Origin of the sequence: Vibrio sp. 10N.286.51.E5 (assembly GCF_041469125.1) — a bacterium.
Classification (GTDB): domain Bacteria; phylum Pseudomonadota; class Gammaproteobacteria; order Enterobacterales; family Vibrionaceae; genus Vibrio; species Vibrio crassostreae_C.
In genome coordinates this window covers 869-24,582 of record NZ_JBFRJZ010000014.1, presented here as the reverse complement: position 1 = coordinate 24,582, position 23,714 = coordinate 869, and the positions used below count along the sequence as shown (strand labels likewise).

Here is a 23,714-nt window from a genome sequence, read left to right as displayed (position 1 = left end):
TAGTAGCTTGTCAGTTGCCCATCTCAAAGGTGAGTGCTAACATTTGTACACACCAATAAAGGAATAGATCATGGACACTAGAATTCAATTTCGTGTTGATGAAGAAACAAAACGCCTAGCTCAACAGATGGCTGAGAGCCAAGGTCGCACACTGAGTGGTGCTTGCCGTGAGCTTACTGAGCAACTCGCTGAGCAACAAAGACAGACATTATCTCACGATGCATGGCTAACTGAACAAGTAAACCTAGCATTTGAGAAGTTTGACTCAGGAGAATCCGTTTTCGTTGAACACCAAACTGCTAAATCTCGAATGGAAGAACGCAAAGCCAGAATACGTAATCGAGGTAAGCAATGATTTTATGGGAAGAAGAATCACTCAATGATCGTGAAAGGATCTTTGAGTTTATCTATGACTTCAACCCTGATGCGGCAGAAAACGCTGACAACCTCATTGAAACAAAAGTAGAAAACTTGCTTGAGCAGCCTCTAATGGGTGTACAGAGAGACGGCATTCGTGGGCAATTACTTATAATTCCTGAGATTTCAATGATCGTCCCCTATTGGATCGAAGGCGACATTATCCGAATTATGCGCGTACTCCACCAGAAACAAAAGTTCCCAATGGATTGATTACTTCCTCTGGGCAACTAGCCCAATTAAGGGGTGAACAACGCCTCCACCCAAACCTAACGCATTGTGCCATAAACACTTAACTTGAAGCAGGAGCAAAAGTGCCAAGCGTTGTGAATCCCTCTTAAATTGCTTGTTATAACACAATTGCTACACGTCACTTTCCGTTAGTATCTGACGACAATTTCGTACTGTGAGGACGCGAATTTCATGGCTAAGGCTATATATGATGCGATAGTGACCAAACAAAATTTCACGGTAATTGGTATGAGGCAGCTCAGGAACCATTCGCCCCATGTCAGGCATACTTGAGAGTAAATCAGTTTTATCAAAAACCTCATTAACCCAGTTTTCTGCCGCCACTGGATTATCCAGTGAAATAAACTCGGCTGCATCACCTAACTTTTGTAATGCTAGTGGTGACCAGACTACTTTCATTTCTTAATGCGCCCCAATACTTGAGCACGAGCGTCTTCATTGGAAACACCTAAACCTGAAGCTAATTGTGCTTCAGCAGTACGCATTTCTTCCAGTAACTCGATCTTCTCTTGCATTGCTTCATATTCTGCAACATCAAGGACAACCGCAACACCCTTACCACGTTGTGTGATAACTAGTGGTCTGCGAGTTTCGTTAATCTGTTTAATAAATGACGTCACGCCAGCACGAAATTCAGACAAAGGCTGAATATCTTGATCAAAATGGATGCGGCTCATGTTGAACTCCCTATGGTACAATTTACTGTACAAATAATAGTTCAAATAGCAATTTTGAGCAATAGCCTGATTTTGTGTTATAGCCGCATTAAGGTGTGAACAACGCTACCACCCAAACTAAACCATTGTGCCGTAAACACGAAACCCAACGATGGAATGAAAAATGCCAAGCGTTGGGAATCAGTCTTCAATGCTTTGTTGAACGAAGCCGCTACGCGGCAGAGTAAAACGAGTGCGAACCATACTCTTGTAACACCATCACCCTGATGGTCGTTCACAGGAGTAACCCCATGAAACCCGATGACTTAAAACGTTACAACACCCTTTATAAACAACACCTTACCAACCTAAAGCTGCAAGGTAAACGACCCGCGACCATTGATGCCTATTCCCGTGCGGTTCGTCGGATCACCGCTCATTTCGACCGAGCCCCTGATACATTAACGACCTCTGACCTCAAACAGTTCTTCGCGTCTCTTATTCAAACCCACTCGTGGAGCACCATAAAACTCGATCGTAATGGCTTGCAGTTTTTCTATCGCTACACGCTCGATAAACAGTGGGAGTGGCTCAATATCGTCAAGCCGCCACAAGTAAAACGACTGCCCGACATACTGACACCACAGCAAGTCAGCTCGCTGATTACTCACACTCGACAAGCACGTTATCAGGTGTTTTTTCTTACTCTGTACAGCATGGGGTTACGACTCAGTGAGGGATTAAATCTTACGGTTCATGATATCGACAGCCAAACAATGCGCGTTCACATACGGGAAGGAAAAGGCGGAAAAGACCGAATGGTGCCGCTTCCGCAGCGAACGCTTAAGGCACTCCGCACGCACTGGCTTACCCATAAGCATCCTTGCTACTTATTTCCTGGACTTGGTACATGTCACGACACCCCCATGGATCGTGGCGGAATTCAAAAGACGATGAAACTTGTACTTAAAGAGTGTGGTATCAAAAAGCATGCGAGTCCTCATTCACTCAGACATTGCTTCGCAACGCACTTACTTGAGCAAGGAGTCGACCTACGTTCACTGCAATCACTGCTCGGTCATGCAAGCCTCAACACCACGGCACGATACACCCGAATGACTCAGATAAAGCAGCGTGATGCGGCAATGGCCATCAACCAATTAACGGATGATCTAGACTTAACATGGAGCATAAAATGAGTACTTTCATTGAACTGCTTCGCCAGCATCATCGTGCGCTTAAGCATCACTATCATGCGCAGATAAATGGCGATATGCATCGAGCTATTGGGACGATGCTCCGTTGCAAAACAGAGCAACAAGGACGCTCACAATGGTTCTGCAGTCACTGCCATCACGATGACCGATTGCCTCTTTCTTGTGGTCATCGCCATTGCCCTCAATGCCAACAACGCACCACTTCTGACTGGCTACAGCGTCAACAGCAAAAACGGTTACCTGTTCACTATTTCATGGTGACCTTCACTTTACCGTATCAATTGAGAGTGCTGGCAAGACATCAACCTAAAGCGATATATAACGGTATGTTTAAGGTGGCATCAGGGGTATTAAAGGATTTTGCCAACCGACAACGGCAAGGTGAACTTGGTTTTACCGCCGTGTTGCATACTCACAGCCGACAACGAAACTTGCACCCACATCTGCACATTATCGTGGCGGCAGGCCAATACGACGCGTCGAGGCAAACGTGGCACAAAGGCAACAAGCATTACCTCTTCAACGCGTTTGCTTTGGCCAAAGTATGGCGAGCAAGAATGCTAGAGGCCCTTAATCAACACCCAACGTTGTGGTTGCCGAGTGGCATACCCAAACAATGGGTGGTCGATTGCAGACAAGTGGGATACGGTCAGGCTGCGTTGAGCTATTTGGCTCGCTATCTCTATCGTGGTGTGCTGCCTGATGAAGACATCATCAGTATCACAGATGATACTGTCACCTTCCGCTATAAAGAGAGCCAGACCAATGCATGGCGAACGCGCACCTTGCCCACTCTGAAGTTCTTACTGCTCATTTTGCAGCACGCGCTGCCCAAAGGGTTGCAGCGAGTACGAGATTACGGTTTTTTACGTGGTCAAGCACACGCCTTAAGAGCCCGCATTCAACTGTTGTTATTGAACTTGCTCTATATAATGCCGCCGCTAACCGCACCGATAAGAACCAAAGCAATACGAGTATGCCCTTGCTGTCAGCATCAGATGGCGTGTGTTGGAGTAAGTCGACCCATCTAGCCGAAAGGCATTGATAACAAGGAGAATGGCATTGACGAGAGCAGAGGAGATGTAACGACGAAAGAAACGAAAAATAGCTAACTGATTGATATGATTGCTATCGCAACCTTATCTTAGCTTCGCTCGCTTTGAGAAAAGCCTCAAAGCGATGTGCCCTTCAAGTTCAATCGTACAATTTACTTAATAAAGTGGCTTCGGGCTTGTTCAACACTCGGGATTTAGTGTTGGCTGCGCAACACCTTAATCCTTATTTGTTATGGCGCTTTACTTGTAGTGTTGCTGACACCACTTTTCCCAGTTTGTTTCGCCCAAAAGCTTTCGAGCCTTAATGGTGCGAAATACGTTGATAAGTCCCATACAAATACCAAATAGAGATGCTGAGACAAGATACGTTACCCAATTACTTGGCTCTGAATGCCAAAAAAACACCCACATCAACGCTCCCCATAATAGCCCCATAAATAAACCATGGGTTATGAGTATTTTTGCAGGAGATTGAAAAGCTAGAGGCTTTTGGGAAGGGTCTTTATATCTAGACCAAATAAACCCTGTTGGCTTAGTTAAATCTGCAGGGACACCCTTCTCAATTAGGTGTTTTTGAATGAACTCTGCCTTTTCCATCTTCACCTCGCTATGCGCACGCTAGTTTTAACTCTAGGACTTTACAAAGTTTATCGAGAATTATGATTGAAGTGCTGCGACTGACTTCAAAGTCTGACTGCGCCATAACATTTTAATATTGTGCAAGCACGAATCCATCCGCTTAACATATCAAAAAGGTCACTCATAACCAACTGAATGCTATGCATTTAATATAAAAGTGGGTCTAAACAATAAGTGTGAAAACGTGCAAGCACATATTGCCGACTATGTAACGCTCGGCCTCATTCTTAACCACGCATAAATCTGCAGTATAATCAATAATTTAAAATAAGCCTCTCGTTAAATTCGTGCTCAATCAGAGTTAAAAACCACTCTTTTTAAAGTCATTAATTATTCAACAAGCAATAAACTGTCTGTATGTACAGATTTTGTGAGGGGAATATATGGCGAGTCAATTCATGCAGGCAATTTGCGAACATATGACGATGCGAGGCTATAGTCGCAAGACAATCAAAGCCTACTGTTACTGGATAAAATACTTCATTCATTTTCATAAGCTTAAACACCCTGAACAGATGCATGCCGCTGAAGTTGTCTCCTTTCTTTCTCATTTAGCTAATCAACAAAAAGTAGCCATCAATACTCAAAAGGTAGCTCTCAATGCTCTAGCCTATTTATACAATCAATTTATTAAGCAACTTCTAAAGTCAGGCTCTGATATCAGAACGGTTCAAGAGCTACTGGGGCACAGTGATGTTAAGACAACTCAGATTTACACTCACGTTATTGGGCAACACTTTAGTGGCACGACTAGCCCGCTAGACGGCTTATAACGAAACTCCCTCATCGATAGTTGAACCTTGGCTTGATGGCTTCTGTCTGACAAGGTTGTCTGATATGGTGACGGCAGAACTTCAGCAACTGTTTTAGATAGTATTAAATATGAAAACACTAACCATACTTGATGGCGGCATGGGCCGAGAACTCAAAGAAATTGGCGCGCCATTTTCTCAACCGCTTTGGAGTGCTCAAGCGCTGATTGAAGCACCCGAATTTGTTAGCCAAGCGCATCAAAACTTTGTCGATGCAGGTGCTGAAATCCTAATCACCAATAGCTACGCCTGTGTGCCTTTTCATTTGGGTGAAGAGCTGTTCGAGCAACGCGGTTTTGAACTAGCCACACTGTCTGGTGAGCTGGCTAAAGCAGTTGCAGACAATGCTACCCACACGGTGAAAGTAGCAGGCGCGATTCCACCGCCATTTGGCAGCTACCGACCAGACTTATTTAAGGTAGAAGAGGCGGCGCCAATCATCCAAACGCTTTACGATGCCCAGGCTCCAAACATCGATCTTTGGATCGCGGAAACCATCTGTAGCCTGCAAGAATTCGAATCCATTCATGCGGTTCTTAAGCAGTCAGATAAGCCGTGTTACTACGCGTTCAGTTTGGAAGACACCAAGGGTGATTCTGCCAATATTCGTTCTGGCGAGAGCGTAACAGACGCCATCAAACTTGCCTGCCAATCGAACGCGACAGGCATTATGTTTAATTGCTCAGTGCCTGAAGTGATGGATCAAGCCATTATCGATGCCAAGAAAGTAATCGATGAGATAGGCAGTGATTTAGACATTGGTGTCTACGCCAACAACTTTGCGCCTATCAGCAGCGAACATAAAGCTAATGACATGTTTCAAGAAATGCGTGAACTGGATGGCCAAGGTTACTTAGCTTACGCAAAACGCTGGCATGCACTGGGCGCGAATATTATCGGTGGCTGTTGTGGCATCGGGCCAAAACACATTAAAGCCCTAGCCGATTGGAAACACTCAATACAGAGCTAATCCTGAGCTTCAACTAGAATAAAATAAATAGAGAACAGGTTGAGAAATCTGTTCTCTATTTGTATGTGACGTCTCTGAGTACACTGATACAAAACAACGATTTGGAGCAACTGATGAGCGACACGCAACGAAAAATTAAATGGGGCATCGCAGGGCTAGGCAATATCGCCAATCGATTCGCAACCGCAGTCACAGAGCACTCTCTGCATGGTGAGCTTGATGCGGTTGCCGCCAGAGATCACTCACGCGCAGCCACGTTCGCCAACAAGTTTGCTTGCGACAAGGCTTATGGTTCTTATGAAGAGATGGCGAATGACCCAAGTGTTGAAGCGGTTTACATCGCTACGGTTCACCCATACCACCAGCCACTCACTGAGTTGTTTCTAAAGAATAAAAAACATGTATTGGTCGAGAAGCCGGCTTTTACCAACCTTGGTGACTGGCTTGAGATGAAAGCTCTCGCGAAGCAAAATGGCGTGATGCTGTTAGAAGCAATGAAAACCGTGGTGTTTCCCGCATATCGTGAGCTCCAATCATTCTTGGTCGATAACAACATTCAGATAGATTCAATCGAAGCCAGCTTTGGTAACCATCATGACTATGAGCCCGATTTGTTTATCTTCAATCCGGATTTGTCAGGCGGAGCAACACTCGATGTTGGGGTCTATGGGCTTTGGTTCTTTTACGATCTGTGCCGAACGCTGGGTGTAAACCCTTCAAAACCTCAGGTAGAGATGTCGTGTCTTTATGAGGGAGCGAATGTTGATACCAATGCATGCTTTACATTCTCTGGTGATATAAGCGGTAAGATATCGGCATCAACAGTGCAAAACCTTCCCCGAACAGCACACTTGAGTGGACCTGAAACCAAAATCACCATTCACGAAAAATGGTGGAATCCGGCCTTTATTGAGATTGAACATCAAGGCAAAAAGTCGACCATTAACTACCGAGTGACAGGGAATGGATTCGAGTTTGAAATCGACCATTTTTCAGATTTGGTGCTTCAAGGCAAAACTGAATCGAATATCCTAAGCTCAGAGATAACCTCTCGAGTTCTCGGCACGATGGAAAAAGCACTGATTGACTCTGGCTGTCCACATTTAACTCAACCTCGTCGTTAGGAAAAGCAAATTGGGCAACCTTAAGCGCAAGCTTGAACTGTATGAAAAGATATTTCAGGCTTTTGGGCCTGGAGTATCACATTGTCAGGTCAACCAACTGGCCACACTGCTGCACGTGAGTGAACGTCACGTTCAGACCTTACTCAAAGCGATGACAGCACAAGGCTGGATTGAGTGGCAAGCTAGCTCAGGCCGCAGCAAGAAGGCACAACTCACGTGTCTGGTTGAACCCATTGAGGCGTGTTACCAATACGCACAAACCCAAGCTGACGCAGGCAACATAGAACAGGTGTTTAGCACCTTGAGCTTCAACGGCCGCAATGCTGGCACTGAGTTGCAAGCCTTTCTAAGCAATACCAATCCGTCGACGCAGAATATCGCGTACATCCCGTTTCACCGAGAACTCGAAGCGCTTCACCCTCAACGCGTGCTTAGACGCACCGAACGTTTCTTAGTTATGCAAGTTTGCCAACGCCTAACCTCCGTTAAGCACGGCAAACTCAGCGGCGATCTGGCTTATCATTGGCAGCCTAATCAAGATGCGACACAGTGGCACTTTCAGATTCGCAATGGTGTTCACTTTCATAACGGTCGAACACTCGAACCTCAAGACATAGCACGCAACCTTAACTCGCTCTGCCAAAGCAAAATATGGCGTCGCTGTTATCAGCATATTGATGAGGTCTCTGTCTTGGCAGGCAATGTGGTTGTCGTGAAATTGAATCAACCTGATTGGCATTTACCGCGCCTACTTGCTAGGGCTGAAGCCTCCGTATTCGATCACTCATCACCGACTGATAGGCTGATTGGATCTGGCGCGTTCTCATTAGACATCTTCTCAAGCAAGATGTTGAGATTGAGCCGCAATAGCGCGTATTCACACAGCACGCCGATTCTTAATCGAGTCGAGTTGTGGGTCTACCCGGAATGGGCACAGAGCAAAGCCTGCGCTCAAAATCAGGTGTGCGTGAAACTGCCCGAGAAAACGACCACTGTGCGTTGCGATGTCCATGCTTCCCAACCGGAATTCGGCTCAACCTTCTTCAAAATTCAAAACCCAGCGTTGTCGAAAACAGAGCGGGAGTTCACCGTTGAAGACACCTCTGAATGCCAAACCCTTTTCGAGCAATTATCAGTATCCGGCGACCACAAAACCAGCGTGGAATATGGGCACTACCTAACTACCAAAGACGTCGCGCTGTGCAGTATTATTGATGAGAACGACACCTTCACTTCGTGGTTAAGCTTTTTCACTCGCTTCCCGTTTGAGGAATTAACTTTACCTTCTGAGATGCTAGAGACAATCGAACAAGGCTTAGCTTCAATAACAAACCAACCAGACTTTGAGTTAGCGATGAATGCACTGTTGGTGCTTCGGCATTGGTTGCATGAATCTGGGGTTGTGACTGAGCTCAAGCAAGAGGCGTTCAACTTAGAGGTTTCTGAAAAGATACACGGCGCACAAGTAAATGGTTTCGGTTGGTGCGAACTCGACAAGCTGTGGATTAGCCATTTGTAAGCGTATTTCGTAGCTGAATGTATTTCACAACCTAGCCCAACCAAGCTGCAACCAATCATTATGTTCAGTCACAGCGTAGGTCGAATAGGCTAAGGGTTAGCTCACTAGCGATAATTCAGACTCTTTATAGATACGGTTAGCCACTTTGTATGCAGCCGGAGACATCAGTGTCTCTTTGCATCTGCGCTTAAATTGCTCGACTTCAATCGTTTGTTCTTCCAGTAAATAGCACAGCTCACTCAAGTAGTTAGCTTCAAACACAGCTTGACCAAGTGGCGTGCATTCGTATCGGCTCGACTCTTGGTAACCAATTGCGGTCAACACTGATTCTGGCAGTTCCCAGAACTTAGCAATGGTGTAAGTCAGGCGAATAGAGTAGCTGTTCATCAGGCGCTTCAATGCCAACGAGTTAGGTGGAACAGAAGGATCAATATGCTTGAAGGCTTCTACCATCATCTGGAAAATGATCATCTTGCCTAAGTTGCGAATTAACCCAACAAAGTATGCCGCTGCTTGATCTTCTTGAGGTGAAGAGTCTTTCATCAACTCCTTAGAAAACGACGCGGTTTGAACACTGTGATTCCAAATTTTCTCACCGAAGTGACGCCAGTAAATATTGTTCCCCGGCGTGAAGTTCTTCATGTAAGAATTAACCACGCCTTCAATTAGCCCTTGTGAACCCATATTGAGGAAAGCAGTTTTTAAGTCAGTAACTTGTTTTTCACTGCGTTTGTAGAAGGCGCTGTTAGCCAGTTTAATCACATCGGCAGCCATACTCGGCTCGCGCTCAATCACTCTTAACAATGCATCGACATCAAACTCGTCGCTCTGTAATTCTGCCATTAACGTGGTTACAGAGGCTGGCATCACTGGCAGTTCATTAAGCAGGGCTTTTGGAGAGCGAATCAAACGTTCGATCTGACAAGCGACAAAATCACTAAATGGGTCTGACTCCGTTCGAAGGCGAGACTCTCCAAACAAATAATCAAGGAACTCACCATCGTGAAGGCTAAGCGTCTTATCGACGATTAATGATGATGGCTGAGTGGACGACGGCGGAACAAAGATTGAAGACTGAACAGAATCAGTAGCAACGATTTGTTGTTGCTCTTGTTGGGCAGGCTCTGCAGAGGGTTTGTTTTTTGAATCAACAAAAGGTGAGAATAGTGCCTGCAATACCCTTTTAAACATCAATACGGCTCCTAGATAAATACAACATAGATAGGGATATATAATGGCGGTAATTATCGCACAGTTAATTCATAAACCACACAGTGACAAATGAATCATTAATTTCTCAGCTGTATAAGATCTGTTACTCAACGGACTGAGAAACTATGCCCGCCAGTATTTGCTAGAAACAAAAAGAGCGAGCACATAACGCTTGCTCGCTCTTCCATAAATCTAAACCGTGAAGCTGACTAAAACTAGCGTTCTGCCACTTCCAACACGATCTTACCAACATGCTTTTTCTTTAAGAACTCATCTTGCGCTTTATGGATATCGGCTAGCGGATAAGACTCTGCAACGATGGCGCCAATCTGCTGTTTCTCGATACGATTAACCAAGTTTTGGAATACTTGCGGTTCTAAAACCGTGCAACCAAAAAAGCTGAGATCTTTGAGATACAAAGTGCGAACATCAAGCTCAACCATAGCGCCACCAATTGCGCCAGATACGGCATAGCGACCATGTGGTTTCAGCACTTCAAGGAATTCCGGCCATTTGTCACCGGCGACTAAATCGATCACCACATTCACGCTGCTTTCGCCTAGCGCTTTAACCAAATCCGCATCACGAGCAATCACTTCATCAGCGCCAAGTTCAAGTAACTGTTGGTTCTTGCTTGGGCTAGTGATGGCAATAACATACGCGCCGCGAGCTTTTGCTAGCTGAATAGCCGCAGAGCCCACACCGCCCGATGCACCTGAGATAAGCACGCGATCAGCTTCAGCCACATTGGCACGCGTCAGCATATTCTCTGCGGTCGAGTAAGAGCATGGGAAAGACGCCAATTCAACATCCGACATTGTGCTGTTCACCGCGTAAGCGTGCTTAGCTGCTACTTTGGTGTATTCAGCAAAACCACCATCGCACTCCGAACCAAAATACCATGGCTGTGGCAGATCTCTTCCGTAAACTTCAGTCAAACAAGGCTCAATCAGAACACGCTCGCCAATACGTTCAGCCGAAACTTCGTTACCAACGGCTACGATGAAACCGCACACATCGGCTCCTTGGATGCGAGGGAATTTCAACGCTTCGCCAGACCAGCTGGCATCGTCTGAATCATCACTTTTCGCATACCAACCAATTCGCGTGTTGATGTCGGTATTATTAACGCCTGCTGCCATGACTTTGATCAGCACTTCATTAGGCTCAATTTGTGGAACAGCAATGTCTTCACGGTACCCCAGCATTTCTGCTCCGCCGTGTCCTAGCATCTCTGCGCCTTTCATTGTCTTTGGTAGTTCGAATTTCATACTGTTTCCTTGAGTAATTTTGTCACCATATTCTGCGCCGATGCCACTGCTTCTTCGCCTAAGACTGGCCACGCGCTTGATACGCCTTCATGAAGTAAAAACAGCGGTGTCGCGAGATCCTCTCGCAGGCTCTGCTGGCCTATTAGCAAACGAACTTGTTCTTTATGCTGTGTAACCGCTTGGCTGATAAGCTCATTATCGGGAAACGCAGCCATCGCATTCATCGACATGCACCCATGTGGCGCATACTCTTCTAACCATTGTTGGAGCTTGTTGAAGATATGAGTAACCGATGCGAGCCCCTTTTCAGGCGACGTTTCCAACAAGAAATCTAAGTAGCGTTGGTGTCGATATTCCAAGGCACCAACGATCATCGCTTCTTTTGAAGGGAAATGTTTATACAAGGTTCTTAGGCTTACATCGCACGCCGTTTTCAGCTGTGCAACGCTCGGCTCAGCAAAACCTTGCTGGCTAAATGCCACCTCTAAGCTTGCTGCAATCTGTTCTCTCAACATAGTGCTCTCTCAATACCCGACAAAGTGTAGAATGATTGTTCTACCTACAGAGTAGAACGATCACTCTACCCCTGTCAATATCCAAATTTACAAACCAAGAAATGATAAATTCCGCGCCAAACAGGACACGGAATTTATCAATACAGATGAGAGACTTAGCGTTTAAGCTGGAGTCGACTGCGTATCGTCACCAGAACAGATAACGCGCCACAAAGTACCAACACTACACCTAGATCTTGGAGCATTCCCGCTAAAGCGAGCCCTGAGCCGATCAAGGTGTAATACATCAAACCAAACAGTGCGCCTGCACTTCCTGCTTGAGATTGGTAACGTACCAACGCTCGGCTCAATACATTGGGAATCGCAATGCCAAACGCCATAACCACCAACATCATTGGAAGCAAGAACCAGATCGTGTGTTGTGAAAAATACACACCCACCGCACCTAATGTTTGAAGCCCTGCTGCGATACCAATCAGAGACATTGAAGACACTTGTCTCTTCAACAATGTCTTGTTCACCAAGCTTCCCAACAGAGTCCCGAACCCAAGCACAATGCCGCTGTAGCCAAACTGCTCAACGCTAAATCCAAGTTGAATGAAGGCAAATGAACCCAATTGATAATAGGAAAACAGTGCAATATTGAACGACGCAACCAGCAACGCAGACATCCATATATTGCTATCTTTGATCATGTGAATACTGAGTGACTTTAACTGCAATGGCTGCTTAGATTGTTGCGTTTCAGGCAATGACCATAGGCTATGTGCCAACAACGCTAACACCATAATAAACAAGGCAATAAACACATATTGATGCCCGCCCGCTTGGCTTAGTTGACCGCCAAGAAGCAGCCCGATGATTGGACTAATCGACAGCCCCATCCCCATGTAACCAAACACCTTGGCCAGTTCCGCGCCGCTAAAGGCATCGCGCAACATGGTTTGTGTCACCACCGAGCCCACCGCAAGCCCGAAAGCACCCATGGCTCTGGCTATCATCAACCACGTAAAGCTGTCGGTTTGCATAGCAATAAGTGCTGAACAGGCGAATAACCCCATGCCCAGTAACATGGTTGGTCGGCGCCCCCATTTGTCAGCTAACACGCCCCATACCACCACACCCACCGCAAATGCAGAGAAGTAAATCGATAGGGTTTGAGCAGCTTGTGTGTAACTGACATCAAAGGATTTCGATATTGAATCCAGAGTCGGGCTATAGATGGTTTCTGCGATTTGAGGGAACATCAGCAATAGCACCATTTGCCATAAAGAAGGTTTTGTTTTCATCATTTTTCCAAGACCAGTGAACTTGACGAGGAGTCTAGGGGAAACTAACCTTGGCTCGTTAACAACATTAAAACCAAAAACAACAAGATTAGGACAAATGGCATTAATCAGCGAAACCATTGAGTTTGATGCAGACAGCTTACCTGCGCCCGTAATAGGGATTGCGGCAGAGCTAGGTCAGCATGACTCAGGAATACATCACCACGTAAAAGGACAGTTGCTGTATGCTCCGCAGGGTTGCATCACCTTGACCTTAGAAAACGCCATTTGTATTTTGCCGCCGACCAAAGCCGTGTGGATCCCGCCTTATACCAAACATCGAGCGCAGATGACCAACGTGGTTGCTTATCGGTCGCTCTATTTTGATAGCAGTATTTACACCTGCCCAGAAGTGATTGAGATTGTGGAAGTGAACGAGCTTTTAAAAGCCCTAATCAATAAGATGGCTTTCTGGGATTGGGACGTTGCCCGCGAGCAAACCACCAATACCGCCAACCTATTTTGGGAAGAGTTTTACAGCGCTAACCAACACTCGTTTATCTTGCCACTACCGACAGATCGCCGCTTTAAAAGCTTTTGCAAACAAGTCCGAACCGCTTCCTTTCTTGCCCCAGCCCTCTCGACATTAGCGAACTCGGTTGGCGCAAGCACCAAAACGATTACTCGATTATTCAAAGCCGAAACAGGCATGGCTTATCAAGAGTGGCGACAGCAATGGCGCTTGTTTAAAGCGATTGAACTGCTCTCAGAAAACCGACAAGTCGGTGATGTGGCTCATCTGCTAGAGTTCTCATCTAACAGTGCGTTTATCGCCTTTTTCAAACAGCAAACCGGACAAACCCCGTTGGCCTTTACCAAGTTAGCAGCGTGATTATTGTTATCCAAACTCTGAAGTTTTACTGAGCTCAGATACAAAAAAACCAGAACATGAGTTCTGGTTTTTAGGCGTATTTTAAAGCTAGATGCGGTCGTTACTTGGTGTAGAAAGCGCGTTTCAATGCCATCTCTAAACCACGAACTTCAGCTAAGCCTTTCAGTCGACCAATCGCCGAATAACCTGGGTTAGTTGTTTTCTTTAGGTCATCCAGCATTTGATGACCGTGATCCGGACGCATTGGAATTAAGCGGTGATCGCCCACTTCTGCACGACGATTTTCTTCATCCAAAATAGCCATCACAACGTTGTACATGTCCACATCACCATCTAGGTGGGCTGCTTCGTGGAATGTCATTGGGTTGCTCTCTTCACGCTTAGTTGAACGCAGGTGCGTAAAGTAAATTCGGTCACCGTGCTTTTTGATCATGTTGACCAAGTCATTGTCGCCACGAACACCGTATGAACCCGTACACATCGTCAAGCCATTCATTTTGCTTGGTACATGCTCGGTCAACCAATCAATGTCTTCGATCGTTGAAACGATGCGAGGCAAGCCTAGAATCGGACGCGGTGGATCGTCTGGGTGAACCGCCATCTTCAAGCCATTCGCATCACAGATAGGCATCAGCTCAGCGAGGAAGTAAGACATGTGCTCACGTAGCTTGTCTTTGTCGATTCCCGCATAGCGATCTAGCTGTGCTTGAAACGCTTCTAGTGTGTAACCTTCTTCAGCGCCTGGCAGGCCAGCGATGATGTTATTGGTCAGTTGCTGAATTTGCTCTGGCGTCATGTTGTTGAAGTAATCCAACGCTTGAGCTTGCTCTGATTCTGAATAGCCCGATTCTGCACCTGGGCGCTTCAAGATATGCAGCTCAAATGCCGCAAACGCGATTTGGTCAAAACGCAGTGCGCGAGAGCCATCAGGCATTTCAAATTCTAAATCGGTACGCGTCCAGTCCAACACGGGCATGAAGTTATAACAAACCGTATCGATGCCACACTCAGCAAGGTTAGACAGAGTTTGCTTATAGTTATCAATCCACTGCTGGTAGTTGCCAGTTTGAGTTTTGATCTCTTCGTGCACAGGCACGCTTTCTACAACCGACCACGTTAAACCTTTCTCTTCGATAATGGCTTTACGCTTAAGGATTTCTTCTTTTGTCCAAACTTCACCATTTGGAATATGGTGCAGTGCATTCACAATACCAGTTGCGCCCGCTTGACGAATATCGTCTAGCGAAACTTGATCATTAGGGCCGTACCAACGCCACGTTTGTTCCATGAGACTTACCTTTCTTTAAGACGCACTTAGCCGGCTCGAATTAATCAAGCTAAATGCAATAACGACTTCTTAATGGCAGCAATGACAATTACTGCCCGAGATAGCACCGGTCTACGCCGGTCTAAAGACGATTACCTATCTACAACCTAGTGAATGAATCAGCTTTCAAGAGGAGCCTTGTCGCTGAATTCAACATTAGCTTCAGAACTAGCTTTCTGAGCTAAGCAGCACCACTGGGTTGGAGCTAAATAAGTAACCATCAAAGTTTGGGTCATCAATGTCTGAGAGCGCTAACAAACGCTGTTTAACATTCTCAAGGTGTTGCCACATTGCGTTCTTAGCAGCGACAGGGTCTTTGCGCTGTAAGGCGGCGAGGATACGAGCGTGATCATCTAACCATTCTTCACGGTAATCTTGACCACTGATGTGAGAGTGGAGTTTATTCCACATTGGACTCTTTTCGCGTCGATCCCAGGATTGTTTCAACATATCTACCAGCACAGAGTTTTGAGTTGCCTCTGCAATACACATGTGAAATCTTTCATCTCCGCTGCAATCGGTAGTGCCGCTTGCAAGCTCTTCGCGCTCGAGTTCGAGTGCAGAGCGCATCTTAATGATGTCGCCCGGAGTGACCTGAGTTGCCGCAAACTCCGCGATATTACTTTCCAGTAATTGGCGGGCCTGCAGCATCTCGAATGGACCAGCGTCATCACTGACCACATTCTCGCGAGAATGAGTTGGAATGTTCAGGACATAAACACCCGACCCTTTTTTCACCTCAACTAAGTTTTCAAGCTCCAGCATGATGATCGCTTCACGCACCACAGTGCGGCTTACATCTAGACGATCAGCAATATCGCGTTCTGGAGGTAACCTATCTCCGACCTTATACAGGCCTTCAATCAGTTCTTTTCTTAGTACTAACCCTATCTCCTGATAAGGTCTTTTCGGCTCGAAAGGCATCATGATGATATTGTCACTTCTTTCCATTGTATTTCTCTCGCCATCATAATGACCAAATATAATTGGTCAACCTCTATATCTTAAAATGCAGTAACACCTTGTTTTTGTATTACTCTTTTTTCTATATTTGCTCGTTATTCAACAGCCTGAATACGGTCAATCAATGCGCTCAATTCTGGGTCCGCTTTATCTAGCGCGTCGTACATAGGTTGAACCGCTAGTGCGAACGCAGCCTTGTCTGGTTCCACAAAAGTAACGCCCATTTTCTCGGCTTTAGCACGCTCTTTTGCTTCCGATTCAGCCCACAATTTTTTCATCAATTCAGATGAATCACTTGCCGCCTTCATTAGCGCATCTTGTTGTTCTGCAGTCAGTTTATCGTATGCTTTGGTTGAGATAACCAACACATCCGGAACCATCGTGTGCTCATCTAAGCTGAAGTATTTAGACACTTCACTGTGACGGCTCAAGCTGAAAGAAGGAATGTTATTTTCAGCCGCATCTACGACACCTTGCTGCAGTGCTGTGTACAACTCACCGTAAGCTAGTGGCGTTGGGTTACCGCCTAACGCTTTCACCATCGCAATTGCTGATGGGCTTGGTTGAACACGAACTTTCAAACCTTTCAGATCTTCTGGTGTGTTAATTGGCTTATTGGTATAGAAGCTACGCGCACCAGCGTCGTAGTAAGTCACACCAATAAAGCCGCTATCACGAGAAGAGTTAAGAATGTCACGGCCTACTTCACCATCAGTCACACTGTAGTAGTGCGCTTGATCGCGGAATAAGTAAGGCATGTTGAATGATGAATAAGCAGGAGAAAAAGCTTCTAGCTCAGCAGCATTACTTTTCACCATATCTAAAGCGCCGTTCTGCATCAGCTCCATAGATTCACGCTGTGTACCCAATTGAGCATCAGGGTAAATACGAATACGCACCTCACCATCAGTCAATTCACGTACTTCTTTCGCCATAAACGTCATCGCTTCATGTACTGCATGGTCACGAGGGTGGTTATGGCTCAGTTTCAATGTTGTCGCTGCATAAGCAGAAGCTGTTGCTCCAAAAGTCAAAGCAGCACCGACAACCGCACTAATCAAAGTTTTACGCGTCATCATCATTCTTATTCTCCGTGGATTGGTTATCCAAAATGTAGGGTGTTTTTTGTTATGGGCTCATATTGGGGCTCAAAAAAGGAACCGTCAAAGCTGAAATTAAAATTGATTGACCAATATCACAATAAAAACCCATAAATTGGTCAACCAAAATCATTTGTGAAGTTGCTCACGCCAACCAAAAAATGAATAGCTTATGATTCAGCCAGATTTTTGAACATCCCATCCCTACATAGAAACAGTTTCTTACATTGGTAAACCAATTGTTATGAGATACGCAATTTTGTTGAAAGGAAATAAACATGAATAAATTGGTCAGTTACATAAATAGAGGGTTGGCCGCCTTTACAGTGTCTCTATCGTCTTTCTTGGTGCTATGCGTGATATGGCAGGTTCTATCCCGCTATGTTATTGGCAAACCAAGTACTGTTACCGACGAGCTCGCTCGTTACCTCTTTATGTGGGTAGCCCTGATTGGTGCTGCTTACACAACAGGTCTGAAACGCCACCTTGCCATCGACCTACTTACGATGAAGCTGACTGGCAAACGTAAATTAATCAACGAAATCATTATCCAAATAGCCATCGCTTCTTTCTCTTATATCGTTCTAGTACACGGTGGCAGCCAACTTGCAGCTAAAACACTTGCGATGGGACAACTGACTCCCGCTCTAGGTTTAGAAATGGGCTACATCTACTTCTGCTTACCGGTTAGTGGCGCTTTGATGATTTTTTACTCAGTCGTATTTACCTACGAACGCGTTAAACAATTAATGTCAGGTGACGATTTGATCACCGACTCACAACTTGATTGATAGAAGGATTTCACAATGGAATGGCAAGTAATACTGACATTATTCGGTAGTTTCGCTGTACTGCTTACAATCGGTGTACCGGTCTCTTTTGCGATTGGTTTATCGTCACTAGCAACCATCTTAATGAGCTTACCGCTTGAGCCTGCAATTGCTGTAGTTGCTCAACGTATGGCGGCAGGCCTTGATAACTTTGCACTATTAGCAATTCCGTTCTTCATTTTGGCGGGCAACATCATGAACCAAGGCGGCATCGCGCTGCGTTTGATCAACTTCGCGAAAGTGTTGGGTGGTCGTCTACCAGGTTCACTCGCCCACGTAAACGTGATGGCAAACATGATGTTTGGGTCTATCTCAGGCTCAGCGGTTGCATCGGCTGCTGCAGTTGGTGGCACTATGTCTCCTCTGCAAAAGAAAGATGGATATGACGAAAACTACTCGGCTGCGGTAAATATTACGTCATGTCCTGCGGGCTTGCTTATCCCACCCAGCAACACGCTGATCGTGTTCTCATTAGTTTCTGGTGGTACCTCTATTGCAGCATTGTTCTTAGCAGGCTACATCCCAGGCCTATTGATGGGGCTGAGCATCATGATGGTGGCAGGTATTATCGCGAAACGTCGTGGCTACCCAGTCGCAGCTCGTCCTTCCACATCAATGGTATGGAATACCTTCCTAAAAGCAGCACCTTCTTTAGCACTGATCGGCATCATCATGGGCGGCATCATTGGCGGTATCTTTACTGCGACTGAGGCTTCCGCAATTGCTGTGGTATACACGTTTGTTTTAGCTGTGCTTGTCTACCGCGAAGTGAAATGGGGTGATATTCCAAAGATCATCCTTGAGTCTGCAGTAACAACATCTATCGTTCTATTACTGGTTGGCGCATCAATGGGCATGTCTTGGGCAATGGCGAACGCCGATGTACCTTACATGATTGCCGATGCTCTACTCGCGGTTTCCGAAGACCCACTAATGATCCTACTGATTATCAACGTGATTCTGTTGATTGTTGGCATCTTTATGGATATGACCCCTGCGGTTCTTATCTTCACACCAATCTTCTTACCAATCGCGCTAGACCTAGGCATCGACCCTGTGCACTTCGGCATCATGATGACCTTCAACCTTGCTATCGGTATCTGTACACCGCCAGTAGGTAGTGCTCTGTTCATCGGTTGTTCGGTTGCCAACATTGCCATCGACAAAGTCATCAAGCCTTTATTGCCATTCTATGCCGCACTTATTGCAGCCCTAATGGCCGTTACTTTTATCCCTGAGCTGAGCTTGTTCCTACCTGAATTGGTACTGGGCTACGGTTCGTAATTTGGTCACAGATAGATTCTAAGACTGCTAAACACTCAAACGCTTTATCAAATAATAAAATCCCGCTGGTTCGCTGGCGGGAAAAGGAACTGAATAATGAAGACTGTTGCTAACTCTACGCTGCCAAACACTGTACTACGACCTGACTACGACCGTTCAGCACTCCAAAGCCGTATCGTGCACCTAGGCTTCGGTGCATTTCACCGAGCGCATCAAGCGTTGTTCACCAATGAAATGCTCAGCAAGACCAGCACTGATTGGGGTATTTGCGAAATTAACCTATTCGGAGGCGAAGACTTAATTGAATCACTTCGCACGCAAGATCACCTTTACACGGTTGCTGAAAAAGGCGCTGAATCCACAGACGTTAAAGTGATCGGCTCAGTGGCCGAATCTCTTCACCCAAGCCTAGACGGCATCGAAACCGTATTAGAAAAAATGGCCGAACCTCAAGTGGCTATCGTTTCTATGACCATCACAGAGAAAGGCTACTGCGCAGACCCAGCGACAGGAAAACTCGACAAAAATAACCCATTAGTCATCGCTGACCTAGCTAACCCAAGCGAACCTAAATCAGCATTAGGTTACATTGTGCAAGCGCTCAAAATTCGACGTGAACGTGGCTTAACACCATTCACGGTCATGTCTTGCGATAACGTGCAAGAGAACGGTCATGTAGCAAAAGCAGCGATCATTGAGTTTGCTCAACTGCTTGACCCAGAATTACGTGATTGGATTGAAACCAATGTCACCTTCCCATGCACCATGGTTGACCGTATCGTACCCGCAGCAACAGAAGAAACACTGACAGAAATTGCAGAACTGCTTGGTTGTGAAGACCCATGTGGCATCGCCTGTGAACCCTTTCGCCAATGGGTGATTGAAGATAACTTTGTGGCAGGTCGTCCAGATTGGAATGTCGCTGGCGCAGAGTTCGTAGAAGATGTGGTGCCTTACGAAGAGATGAAACTGCGTATGCTCAATGGCAGTCACTCTTTCCTTGCTTACCTTGGATACCTTGGTGGCTACGACCATATTTCCGACACTATGACGGATGCTGGCTACCGAAAAGCCGCTTTTGACATGATGATGAAATCACAGGCACCTTCGTTAACGATGCCTGAAGGGACTGATTTAGAAGGTTACGCAACCTTGCTGATCAACCGCTTCACTAACCCAAGCTTGAAGCACAAGACGTGGCAGATTGCGATGGATGGCAGCCAGAAGATCCCTCAACGTATGGGTGGCAGCTTACGATTCCATTTAGATCAAGGCTCAGATTTCTCGTGGCTTGCAACCGCCATCGCTGGCTGGATGCGCTATGTATCTGGCGTTGATGAGCAAGGCAATGAGATTGATGTCCGCGATCCAATGGCAGACACACTTCGCCAGATCTGCGACCAGCATGGACTCAATGTTTCTGTGGTTCCAGCATTACTTGCGGTTGAAGCGATTTTCCCTGCCGAGCTAGGCCAAGACCCGCAGGTCATTGATGCGGTAAGTTCAGCGTACCAATCATTAATTGAACAAGGTGCCGTTGCGACCGTGGCTGCGTTATAAGGAGTACAAACAATGAAGAATTTCTTATGTGAAGACTTTTTACTGTCGAATGAGACTGCACGTCGTTTGTACCATGAACACGCAAGCCACCAGCCGATTTATGACTATCACTGCCATCTAAACCCGGCAGAAGTGGCTCAAGATCGTCAGTTCGAAAACATGTCTAAGATTTGGCTTGAAGGTGACCACTACAAATGGCGTGGTATGCGTTCAGCAGGGATTGATGAGCGTCTGATTACTGGAGGCGCAAGCGATTATGATAAGTTCATGGCCTGGGCTAGAACCGTCCCTCAAACCTTGGGCAACCCACTTTACCATTGGACTCATTTAGAACTACGCCGCCCATTTGGTATTACTGGCACTCTCTTTGGTCCAGAAACCGCAGACCAAATTTGGCACGAAGGCAACGAGCTATTAGCGACACCAGAATTTAGTGCTCGCGGCATCATGAAGCAGATGAATGTGGTGATGGCTGGTACGACAGACGATCCAATTGATTCTCTTGAACACCATAAGGCGATCGCTCAAGACAATTCATTTGATGTACAAGTGTTACCAAGCTGGCGCCCAGATAAAGCCTTCAAAATCGAACTCGACACCTTTGTCGATTACCTGCGCCAACTTGGTCAAGTAGCCGATATCGAGATCCGTCGATTTGATGATCTGTTGAGTGCGCTAGACAAGCGTTTAGTCCACTTTAATGCCCATGGCTGTCGTGCGGCTGACCACGGTATTGAAGTGGTTCGCTACGCACCTATTCCATCAGAATCGGATTTGGATGCCCTGTTAACTCGACGCCTCAATGGCGAAACGCTCACCGATCTAGAATGTGCGCAGTTTTCAACAGCGGTTCAGGTGTGGTTAGGCAAGCGCTACGCCGCAATGGGTTGGGTAATGCAGCTTCACATTGGTGCTCAGCGCAATAACAACACGCGCATGTTCCAACTGTTAGGCGCAGATGCAGGGTTTGATTCGATCAGCGATAAGACGTTTGCCTTCGAATTGGCTCACCTGTTAGACGAAATGGATCAAAGCAACGAGTTACCTCGCACCATCCTTTACTGCTTAAACCCTCGCGATAACGAGATGATGGCAACCATGATTGGTAACTTCCAAGGTGGCGGCATCGCGGGCAAAGTTCAGTTTGGTTCTGGTTGGTGGTTCAACGATCAGAAAGACGGCATGCAACGCCAAATGGAACAGTTATCTCAACTTGGTCTGCTTAGCCAGTTTGTCGGCATGCTGACTGACTCTCGCAGCTTCTTGTCGTACACACGCCACGAATACTTCCGCCGAATTCTGTGTGACATGCTTGGTCGTTGGGCTGAAAACGGCGAGGTACCAAACGACATGTCACTGCTTGGCCCTATGGTCGAAGACATCTGCTTTGGTAACGCAAAACGCTACTTCGAAGAGAGGGCGTAACCGATGAAACATATCGCCATTATTGGTGAGTGCATGATCGAGCTGAACGGCAAACCGTTCGGCTCAATGCATCAAACGTTTGGCGGGGACACACTCAATGCTGCGGTCTATCTAAGCCGCGGCTGCGAGGCCAACCTCAATCAAGATGACATAAAAGTGTCCTACGTCACGGCTTTGGGCGCAGACCCGATTAGCAAGGGAATGTTAGAACGCTGGCAACAAGAGGGGGTGTCGACGGACCTTGTTCTACAAGACAGCCAACGTACTCCGGGTCTATACCTAATTCAGCTTGATGACGCAGGTGAACGTACCTTTCTGTACTGGAGAAACCAGTCGGCTGCACGCTACCTGCTACAGCACCCAGATTTCAATCAGATAAAGCAGGCACTGCGCAATGTCGATATGGTCTTTCTCAGCGGGATCACATTAGCGATTCTGCCTGAACAAGATCGTATCGAGCTATTGAACATCTTGGTTGAGTTGAAGGCACAAGGTGTTGAGATTGCCTTCGACAGTAACTTCCGCCCTGCACTTTGGCCACAAGACGAAAACCAAACCGTCAAAAACAGCTACCAGGCCATGTATACATTGACGGATTTAGCGTTGGTCACATTCGATGACGAACAGTTAATTTGGGGAGATAGCTCTCCAGAGCAAACTATCGAACGTCTAACGGCGCTGGGTGTTAAGCGATGCATCGTCAAACTGGGTGCAGATGGCTGTCTCATTCAAGATGCCACAATTCAGGGTGACATAAATCCAGATTCTGGTACCGCTTCGGCTCCACGGGCGGTGCCGACCCTGCCTGTTGAACATGTCGTTGATACGACCTCGGCAGGAGACTCATTCAATGGCGGATTTTTATCGGCTTACCTTGCGGGCGAAGACTTAATAACGTCGTGCCAGCGCGGCAATACTATGGCAGGCATCGTTATCCAACATCGTGGTGCCATTATTGCAAAAGAACTCACTCAAGCGGCCATCACAGCCATTTAAGGAATACCAATGTCTAACATCAAACAACAACTGAAAACACTGAAAGTTATCCCTGTGATCGCTATCGACAACGCTGAAGACATCATCCCTCTGGGTAAAGTGTTAGCTGAAAATGGTTTACCGGCAGCAGAAATTACGTTCCGTTCTGAGGCTGCTGTAGAAGCTATTCGTCTACTCCGTGAATCACAACCAGATATGTTGATCGGCGCGGGCACTGTGCTCAATCGTGAGCAAGCTATCGCGGCTAAAGAGGCAGGCGCAACGTTTGTCGTCTCTCCTGGATTTAATCCAAACACGGTAAGAGCCTGCCAAGAGATTGGTATTGATATCATTCCTGGGGTCAACAACCCGAGTACAGTAGAAGCCGCTCTAGAAATGGGCTTAACCACATTGAAGTTCTTCCCTGCTGA

The 23,714-nt window shown here is 46.4% G+C and carries 25 protein-coding genes; 15 read left to right on the top strand and 10 right to left on the bottom strand.

Translation table 11 applies throughout. From position 1 onward, the window contains the following. Positions 1 to 70: 70 nt before the first annotated feature. Entirely contained in the window at positions 71 to 355 is a 285-nt protein-coding gene (locus tag AB4161_RS04805; protein WP_017059448.1) for a hypothetical protein, read from the top strand. Continuing rightward, entirely contained in the window at positions 352 to 630 is a 279-nt protein-coding gene (locus tag AB4161_RS04800) for a type II toxin-antitoxin system RelE/ParE family toxin (protein WP_372082899.1), read from the top strand. Before AB4161_RS04805 ends, AB4161_RS04800 begins: the two co-directional genes overlap by 4 nt. 150 nt (positions 631 to 780) lie before the next feature. On the opposite strand, the gene AB4161_RS04795 is transcribed toward AB4161_RS04800, so the two are convergent. Together AB4161_RS04795 and AB4161_RS04790 are read right to left on the bottom strand one after the other, a co-directional pair. Beyond that, complete coding sequence (locus tag AB4161_RS04795; protein WP_017064044.1) at positions 781 to 1,068, bottom strand: type II toxin-antitoxin system RelE/ParE family toxin; 288 nt, start codon at positions 1,066 to 1,068, stop codon at positions 781 to 783. Further along, positions 1,065 to 1,346, bottom strand: coding sequence for a type II toxin-antitoxin system Phd/YefM family antitoxin (locus tag AB4161_RS04790; protein WP_011080399.1), 282 nt, complete (start codon positions 1,344 to 1,346; stop codon positions 1,065 to 1,067). Before AB4161_RS04790 ends, AB4161_RS04795 begins: the two co-directional genes overlap by 4 nt. A gap of 290 nt (positions 1,347 to 1,636) precedes the next feature. On the opposite strand from AB4161_RS04790, the gene AB4161_RS04785 reads away from it, so the two are divergent. Further along, entirely contained in the window at positions 1,637 to 2,524 is an 888-nt protein-coding gene (locus AB4161_RS04785; RefSeq protein WP_372082912.1) for a tyrosine-type recombinase/integrase, read from the top strand. Further along, on the top strand, positions 2,521 to 3,573 hold the full coding sequence (locus AB4161_RS04780) for a transposase (RefSeq protein WP_372082898.1): 1,053 nt from the start codon (positions 2,521 to 2,523) through the stop codon (positions 3,571 to 3,573). Before AB4161_RS04785 ends, AB4161_RS04780 begins: the two co-directional genes overlap by 4 nt. Positions 3,574 to 3,837: 264 nt before the next feature. Here the strand turns inward: AB4161_RS04780 and AB4161_RS04775 are convergent, their stop codons facing one another. Further along, complete coding sequence (locus AB4161_RS04775) at positions 3,838 to 4,194, bottom strand: DUF6404 family protein (protein WP_017060183.1); 357 nt, start codon at positions 4,192 to 4,194, stop codon at positions 3,838 to 3,840. 425 nt (positions 4,195 to 4,619) lie between these two features. On the opposite strand from AB4161_RS04775, the gene AB4161_RS04770 reads away from it, so the two are divergent. The 4 genes from AB4161_RS04770 to AB4161_RS04755 all read left to right on the top strand — a co-directional run bounded on the left by AB4161_RS04770 (position 4,620) and on the right by AB4161_RS04755 (position 8,661). Next, positions 4,620 to 5,009, top strand: a complete 390-nt coding sequence (locus AB4161_RS04770) for a phage integrase N-terminal SAM-like domain-containing protein (RefSeq protein WP_017060182.1) — start codon at positions 4,620 to 4,622, stop codon at positions 5,007 to 5,009. Positions 5,010 to 5,118: 109 nt separating this feature from the next. Continuing rightward, the gene (locus AB4161_RS04765) at positions 5,119 to 6,018 is read left to right on the top strand and encodes a homocysteine S-methyltransferase family protein (protein WP_372082897.1); all 900 of its coding nucleotides are present in this window, start codon (positions 5,119 to 5,121) and stop codon (positions 6,016 to 6,018) included. Positions 6,019 to 6,131: 113 nt separating this feature from the next. Continuing rightward, the gene (locus AB4161_RS04760) at positions 6,132 to 7,142 is read left to right on the top strand and encodes a Gfo/Idh/MocA family protein (RefSeq protein ID WP_137001251.1); all 1,011 of its coding nucleotides are present in this window, start codon (positions 6,132 to 6,134) and stop codon (positions 7,140 to 7,142) included. 10 nt (positions 7,143 to 7,152) lie between these two features. Further along, positions 7,153 to 8,661, top strand: a complete 1,509-nt coding sequence (locus AB4161_RS04755) for an SgrR family transcriptional regulator (protein WP_372082896.1) — start codon at positions 7,153 to 7,155, stop codon at positions 8,659 to 8,661. Positions 8,662 to 8,757: 96 nt separating this feature from the next. On the opposite strand, the gene AB4161_RS04750 is transcribed toward AB4161_RS04755, so the two are convergent. From AB4161_RS04750 to AB4161_RS04735, 4 genes are all read right to left on the bottom strand, one after another. Then, a complete protein-coding gene (locus AB4161_RS04750; RefSeq protein WP_372082894.1) occupies positions 8,758 to 9,852 on the bottom strand; it encodes an HDOD domain-containing protein in 1,095 nt (364 codons plus the stop codon). A gap of 236 nt (positions 9,853 to 10,088) precedes the next feature. Beyond that, positions 10,089 to 11,144, bottom strand: a complete 1,056-nt coding sequence (locus AB4161_RS04745) for an alcohol dehydrogenase family protein (protein WP_372082893.1) — start codon at positions 11,142 to 11,144, stop codon at positions 10,089 to 10,091. Further along, complete coding sequence (locus AB4161_RS04740) at positions 11,141 to 11,659, bottom strand: TetR/AcrR family transcriptional regulator (protein ID WP_372057294.1); 519 nt, start codon at positions 11,657 to 11,659, stop codon at positions 11,141 to 11,143. Before AB4161_RS04740 ends, AB4161_RS04745 begins: the two co-directional genes overlap by 4 nt. 155 nt (positions 11,660 to 11,814) lie before the next feature. Further along, entirely contained in the window at positions 11,815 to 12,948 is a 1,134-nt protein-coding gene (locus AB4161_RS04735) for a multidrug effflux MFS transporter (RefSeq protein ID WP_372082892.1), read from the bottom strand. Between the two features lie 97 nt (positions 12,949 to 13,045). On the opposite strand from AB4161_RS04735, the gene AB4161_RS04730 reads away from it, so the two are divergent. Further along, the gene (locus tag AB4161_RS04730) at positions 13,046 to 13,819 is read left to right on the top strand and encodes a helix-turn-helix domain-containing protein (RefSeq protein ID WP_372082891.1); all 774 of its coding nucleotides are present in this window, start codon (positions 13,046 to 13,048) and stop codon (positions 13,817 to 13,819) included. Between the two features lie 100 nt (positions 13,820 to 13,919). On the opposite strand, the gene uxuA is transcribed toward AB4161_RS04730, so the two are convergent. The 3 genes from uxuA to AB4161_RS04715 form a co-directional block, all read right to left on the bottom strand. Then, positions 13,920 to 15,107, bottom strand: a complete 1,188-nt coding sequence (gene uxuA, locus AB4161_RS04725) for a mannonate dehydratase (RefSeq protein ID WP_372082890.1) — start codon at positions 15,105 to 15,107, stop codon at positions 13,920 to 13,922. 207 nt (positions 15,108 to 15,314) lie between these two features. Continuing rightward, positions 15,315 to 16,097, bottom strand: coding sequence for an FCD domain-containing protein (locus AB4161_RS04720; RefSeq protein WP_017068144.1), 783 nt, complete (start codon positions 16,095 to 16,097; stop codon positions 15,315 to 15,317). A 107-nt stretch (positions 16,098 to 16,204) separates the two neighbouring features. Continuing rightward, a complete protein-coding gene (locus tag AB4161_RS04715; protein ID WP_029235323.1) occupies positions 16,205 to 17,188 on the bottom strand; it encodes a TRAP transporter substrate-binding protein in 984 nt (327 codons plus the stop codon). Between the two features lie 299 nt (positions 17,189 to 17,487). On the opposite strand from AB4161_RS04715, the gene AB4161_RS04710 reads away from it, so the two are divergent. The 6 genes from AB4161_RS04710 to eda form a co-directional block, all read left to right on the top strand. Continuing rightward, the gene (locus tag AB4161_RS04710) at positions 17,488 to 18,000 is read left to right on the top strand and encodes a TRAP transporter small permease (protein WP_017068142.1); all 513 of its coding nucleotides are present in this window, start codon (positions 17,488 to 17,490) and stop codon (positions 17,998 to 18,000) included. Between the two features lie 15 nt (positions 18,001 to 18,015). Then, a complete protein-coding gene (locus tag AB4161_RS04705; RefSeq protein ID WP_017068141.1) occupies positions 18,016 to 19,323 on the top strand; it encodes a TRAP transporter large permease in 1,308 nt (435 codons plus the stop codon). A gap of 96 nt (positions 19,324 to 19,419) precedes the next feature. Then, positions 19,420 to 20,883, top strand: a complete 1,464-nt coding sequence (locus AB4161_RS04700) for a fructuronate reductase (RefSeq protein ID WP_372082889.1) — start codon at positions 19,420 to 19,422, stop codon at positions 20,881 to 20,883. 12 nt (positions 20,884 to 20,895) lie between these two features. Then, on the top strand, positions 20,896 to 22,308 hold the full coding sequence (gene uxaC / locus AB4161_RS04695; RefSeq protein WP_102394443.1) for a glucuronate isomerase: 1,413 nt from the start codon (positions 20,896 to 20,898) through the stop codon (positions 22,306 to 22,308). Between the two features lie 3 nt (positions 22,309 to 22,311). Continuing rightward, the gene (locus AB4161_RS04690; RefSeq protein WP_372082888.1) at positions 22,312 to 23,304 is read left to right on the top strand and encodes a sugar kinase; all 993 of its coding nucleotides are present in this window, start codon (positions 22,312 to 22,314) and stop codon (positions 23,302 to 23,304) included. 9 nt (positions 23,305 to 23,313) lie between these two features. Beyond that, a partial coding sequence (eda, locus tag AB4161_RS04685; protein WP_372051052.1) for a bifunctional 4-hydroxy-2-oxoglutarate aldolase/2-dehydro-3-deoxy-phosphogluconate aldolase occupies positions 23,314 to 23,714 on the top strand: 401 nt, incomplete at its 3' end.

What these genes read in the sequence shown, in the direction of transcription:
- AB4161_RS04805 (WP_017059448.1), top strand. Translation starts at nt 71, where the DNA reads ATGGACACTAGAATTCAATTTCGTGTTGATGAAGAAACAAAACGCCTA.
- AB4161_RS04800 (WP_372082899.1), top strand. Translation starts at nt 352, where the DNA reads ATGATTTTATGGGAAGAAGAATCACTCAATGATCGTGAAAGGATCTTT.
- AB4161_RS04795 (WP_017064044.1), bottom strand. Translation starts at nt 1,068, where the DNA reads ATGAAAGTAGTCTGGTCACCACTAGCATTACAAAAGTTAGGTGATGCA.
- AB4161_RS04790 (WP_011080399.1), bottom strand. Translation starts at nt 1,346, where the DNA reads ATGAGCCGCATCCATTTTGATCAAGATATTCAGCCTTTGTCTGAATTT.
- AB4161_RS04785 (WP_372082912.1), top strand. Translation starts at nt 1,637, where the DNA reads ATGAAACCCGATGACTTAAAACGTTACAACACCCTTTATAAACAACAC.
- AB4161_RS04780 (WP_372082898.1), top strand. Translation starts at nt 2,521, where the DNA reads ATGAGTACTTTCATTGAACTGCTTCGCCAGCATCATCGTGCGCTTAAG.
- AB4161_RS04775 (WP_017060183.1), bottom strand. Translation starts at nt 4,194, where the DNA reads ATGGAAAAGGCAGAGTTCATTCAAAAACACCTAATTGAGAAGGGTGTC.
- AB4161_RS04770 (WP_017060182.1), top strand. Translation starts at nt 4,620, where the DNA reads ATGGCGAGTCAATTCATGCAGGCAATTTGCGAACATATGACGATGCGA.
- AB4161_RS04765 (WP_372082897.1), top strand. Translation starts at nt 5,119, where the DNA reads ATGAAAACACTAACCATACTTGATGGCGGCATGGGCCGAGAACTCAAA.
- AB4161_RS04760 (WP_137001251.1), top strand. Translation starts at nt 6,132, where the DNA reads ATGAGCGACACGCAACGAAAAATTAAATGGGGCATCGCAGGGCTAGGC.
- AB4161_RS04750 (WP_372082894.1), bottom strand. Translation starts at nt 9,852, where the DNA reads ATGTTTAAAAGGGTATTGCAGGCACTATTCTCACCTTTTGTTGATTCA.
- AB4161_RS04745 (WP_372082893.1), bottom strand. Translation starts at nt 11,144, where the DNA reads ATGAAATTCGAACTACCAAAGACAATGAAAGGCGCAGAGATGCTAGGA.
- AB4161_RS04740 (WP_372057294.1), bottom strand. Translation starts at nt 11,659, where the DNA reads ATGTTGAGAGAACAGATTGCAGCAAGCTTAGAGGTGGCATTTAGCCAG.
- AB4161_RS04735 (WP_372082892.1), bottom strand. Translation starts at nt 12,948, where the DNA reads ATGAAAACAAAACCTTCTTTATGGCAAATGGTGCTATTGCTGATGTTC.
- AB4161_RS04730 (WP_372082891.1), top strand. Translation starts at nt 13,046, where the DNA reads ATGGCATTAATCAGCGAAACCATTGAGTTTGATGCAGACAGCTTACCT.
- uxuA (WP_372082890.1), bottom strand. Translation starts at nt 15,107, where the DNA reads ATGGAACAAACGTGGCGTTGGTACGGCCCTAATGATCAAGTTTCGCTA.
- AB4161_RS04720 (WP_017068144.1), bottom strand. Translation starts at nt 16,097, where the DNA reads ATGGAAAGAAGTGACAATATCATCATGATGCCTTTCGAGCCGAAAAGA.
- AB4161_RS04715 (WP_029235323.1), bottom strand. Translation starts at nt 17,188, where the DNA reads ATGATGACGCGTAAAACTTTGATTAGTGCGGTTGTCGGTGCTGCTTTG.
- AB4161_RS04710 (WP_017068142.1), top strand. Translation starts at nt 17,488, where the DNA reads ATGAATAAATTGGTCAGTTACATAAATAGAGGGTTGGCCGCCTTTACA.
- AB4161_RS04705 (WP_017068141.1), top strand. Translation starts at nt 18,016, where the DNA reads ATGGAATGGCAAGTAATACTGACATTATTCGGTAGTTTCGCTGTACTG.
- AB4161_RS04700 (WP_372082889.1), top strand. Translation starts at nt 19,420, where the DNA reads ATGAAGACTGTTGCTAACTCTACGCTGCCAAACACTGTACTACGACCT.
- uxaC (WP_102394443.1), top strand. Translation starts at nt 20,896, where the DNA reads ATGAAGAATTTCTTATGTGAAGACTTTTTACTGTCGAATGAGACTGCA.
- AB4161_RS04690 (WP_372082888.1), top strand. Translation starts at nt 22,312, where the DNA reads ATGAAACATATCGCCATTATTGGTGAGTGCATGATCGAGCTGAACGGC.